The organism is Fulvivirga lutimaris, assembly GCF_009711525.1.
GTDB lineage: Bacteria > Bacteroidota > Bacteroidia > Cytophagales > Cyclobacteriaceae > Fulvivirga > Fulvivirga lutimaris.
This window is the reverse complement of sequence record NZ_SMLV01000183.1, coordinates 1-3,165: the sequence shown is the minus strand read 5'-3', so window position 1 is coordinate 3,165 and position 3,165 is coordinate 1. Positions and strand designations below refer to the sequence as shown.

Below are 3,165 nucleotides of genomic sequence, written 5' to 3'. Positions count from 1 at the left end.
TGCTGTACTTACTTTAGGAACCCTTGAGGCAACTGAAGTTATCGGCAGATCGAAAGATGCGCTGCTCGAACGCCTAAAGATCAATATAGATTTAAGAAATCAGCTGCAAAGTGATGGTGATAACTTCGCAAGAAAATACGCCTTAAAATCGGTTAGGAGAAACTCCGAATTTAATGCTGATATAGACAAACTAAAAGCTGCGCTTAATGATAAGAAATTAATACTTTTAGAATTACCTGCGGGCTGGGACAACCCTAAAAAACCATCGGACAGCAACCTCAAGAAGCAATTTCCTGACTTTAACAATGAGGGGTATGCTGAGTAGTACTTACTAAATTACCACCCTCGACACCAAAAAAGCAACAGATTGAATTAGAGCTTTCTATCATGAAAACAGCCTTCTTTCTGAAAGGCAAATCATTCCAACAACAATTAGACAAGCACTGAGAAACAGGTTCATAAAATAGGGTTGTACTATCTGTAATGGACTTAAGATCAATATCGAAATCATCGCTATGGAGCCGAGATTGAACAGCCAGAAACCAGTTTTGGAAAGTGTGGTAGTATTTATAAAAGAGGCTTTCAAGAAAAGTGTGACCAACAGGTTGGTAATAACCCCTAAAAATATCAGGTGCAAATAACCTATAACGGCATTATGAGACTGTATAAAACCAGCTGACAGACTAGGAAATACTGCTGTCAATTGTATCAGACATTTAATAACAAAGAAAATAAGCCCTGTGCCTATTGCAAGCCTAATGAACTTACTTTCACTATTAACCGCCTTTAGTAAGGCTACTGCCAACCAAATAGAACCAATAACCTGAGCTGCGGCTGCTACTCCCCCAATAAGTCTATAAATAAAGTTTGATTCAATAAGCTCAACGGAAAGGAACAATAAAGGAATAGTTGACCAGGCTAGTAATAAAAGTAAGAGTTTCTCATTCAACTTCGGATTAAAAAACTTAATCAGTAAACCAATGATAGTTGTAATGAACCAACCGTTATATTGAAAATGCAGGTAATGCTGCAATGAGTACTGATACAAAAAACTATCTCTTAGCCCCAATATCATAATTGGGGCCAGCATTAATGGTCCTATGTTAGAAATAAGCATATAAAAGCCTCCAATTTTCACCCACCTCATTCCGGGATCAGAATCATTTAACCTATTAATAACAGAGAAATAAAACCAAACAGATATAAAAATATGAGCGGTACTAAAAGCTATAGACACAGCTCCATACCCTTGCAATGGGAAGGATATCATCATGCCTGCAATTGACAATTGAAAGAGATAAAACTGCCATTTTATTGACGTTAATTTTGATACAGAATTATGGATAATGAGTACAAAAAGTGCGTTAAATACCCAGCCTAAAAAAGCAACGTGTGAATGAGCGTGTTTTAAATATTGGAAGATAAATCCTGTATCACCAACGAATGAATATCTTAACAGTAATCCGATAATACCTACCAAAACAAGGTATATCAATGCTATTTTTGACCAGACCTTCACTTAAAAATCTTTACTTTTAGACTTCTGGAGCATAATTACCACGGGGCCTACTACCCAAAGCAGCAAGATCAACATGGAAACTACATAACCAGTGTTAGTTCCAAAGAACTTCTGAAACAGAGCACCTGTATAACCCAAAAGTGCAGAAATATCCAGTTTCAATAAAATCATAATTCGAGATAAATCAATCGGGTTAAAAAAACTGGTCACAAGGGCTAGATTATCCAATGGGTAATCTCGGAAGATAACCATGGCTATTAAAAGCGCACCATCGTATATAACCGCCAAAAATAGCCACATGAGTATGGCGTAACCGAATCCCTTTATCTTATTAGAATTATAAAGGCCAATAAGGACAGATAGTGCAACAAAAATAAAAGTTAGAAATGCACCTGAAACCAAGAGCATCATAAAATTAAAAATCTCGGTTGATTGAAATAAACCATAAATCAAGAACGGAACGCCCAGACCTAAGACCAAACTCAGGCTTAGCGAAAGTGCAATACCCAAGTACTGACCTAAGAATATTTTTGAACGACTAACAGGTTGAGCAAGTAGTAGTTCCGTAAATTCTCTGGAATTATAGAAGTACATAATCCCAAATATGGTCCCTATGAGTGGTGTAAGCACTACAACAAGGTTCATCAGGGTGATTATAGCCTTGGAAATGTCATTGTTAAGGAACAGCAAGACAAAGCCCAAAACCAAATAAAATGCAAGGTAAATATAACTCCACTTACTGCGCATAAGGTCTGAAAAGCTGTATTTTAATATTTTTATCATGACTGTAGTAATGAAGCTATGGCATGTTCTAAATCTTTACCCTTGGTTTGCTCTTTTAATTCACCGAGCGATCCTTTGAAGTGAATATTACCTTCCAACAGAAATATTATTTCATCTGCAAGCTCTTCTACCAAGCTCATAATATGTGAAGTAATGAGTATGATTTTACCTTGTGCTTTAGCTTTTGCAATCAGCTCTTTGAGCTTAATAAGCGAAACAGGATCTAAACCGGCTGTAGGTTCATCAAGTATGAGCACAGTGGTTTCAAACATGAATGTCAAAACTATATTCACCTTCTGTCTTGTACCTCCTGATAAATTACCCAGCTTTTTGTCTAAAAATGACTCTAAGCCAAAGAGACTTATCAAAGGTTTCGGCTCAGCAGGCTGTTGACGAATGTCTATGATCATGTTAATAATCTCATTCACAGTAATATTATCCGGGAACCTTGCTATCTGTGGCAAATAACCTAGCTTTTGTCTATAGCTTGTTGATTTTGAGATATCTTCATTATCGAAGAGTACTGTTCCCTTTTCAGGTATCACCATGCCTAAGAGCACCTTAAGGAATGTAGTTTTTCCTGATCCATTAGGGCCTAGGATGGCATAAATACCACCTTTATTAAGGTTGAAATTAAGGTCATCTAACACGGTGAGCTTACCAAATGACTTTTGAAGATTTGTAATCGATATCATTAAAAAATACGAATTGAAGGTGATTCATCAACTAATTTATCCGGAGTAAAAACCGGTGAGACTCTTTCTGAAAAATTAATAATGTCAACGAAAAGGCTTCTCAGCAAAATAATGGTTTCAGGGGTTTGGTTAACAATATAGGAAAATAACTTTACCGGTCTGTAAGGC

The 3,165-nt window shown here is 36.6% G+C and carries 3 protein-coding genes and 1 pseudogene; 1 reads left to right on the top strand and 3 read right to left on the bottom strand.

Annotated elements, in window-relative coordinates; translation table 11 throughout:
* Window positions 1-325 (top strand): annotated as a pseudogene (locus tag E1140_RS21290) (hypothetical protein); the annotation flags it as partial.
* Window positions 326-385: 60 nt separating this feature from the next.
* On the opposite strand, the gene E1140_RS01575 reads toward E1140_RS21290, so the two are convergent.
* Genes E1140_RS01575 through E1140_RS01565 form a run of 3 tightly spaced genes read right to left on the bottom strand, consistent with a single transcriptional unit; the run spans window position 386 to window position 2,997 of the window.
* Window positions 386-1,519, bottom strand: coding sequence for a hypothetical protein (locus E1140_RS01575; RefSeq protein WP_155178342.1), 1,134 nt, complete (start codon window positions 1,517-1,519; stop codon window positions 386-388).
* Entirely contained in the window at window positions 1,520-2,302 is a 783-nt protein-coding gene (locus E1140_RS01570) for an ABC transporter permease (protein WP_155178340.1), read from the bottom strand.
* Entirely contained in the window at window positions 2,299-2,997 is a 699-nt protein-coding gene (locus E1140_RS01565; protein WP_155178338.1) for an ABC transporter ATP-binding protein, read from the bottom strand. Before E1140_RS01565 ends, E1140_RS01570 begins: the two co-directional genes overlap by 4 nt.
* Window positions 2,998-3,165: the final 168 nt, after the last annotated feature.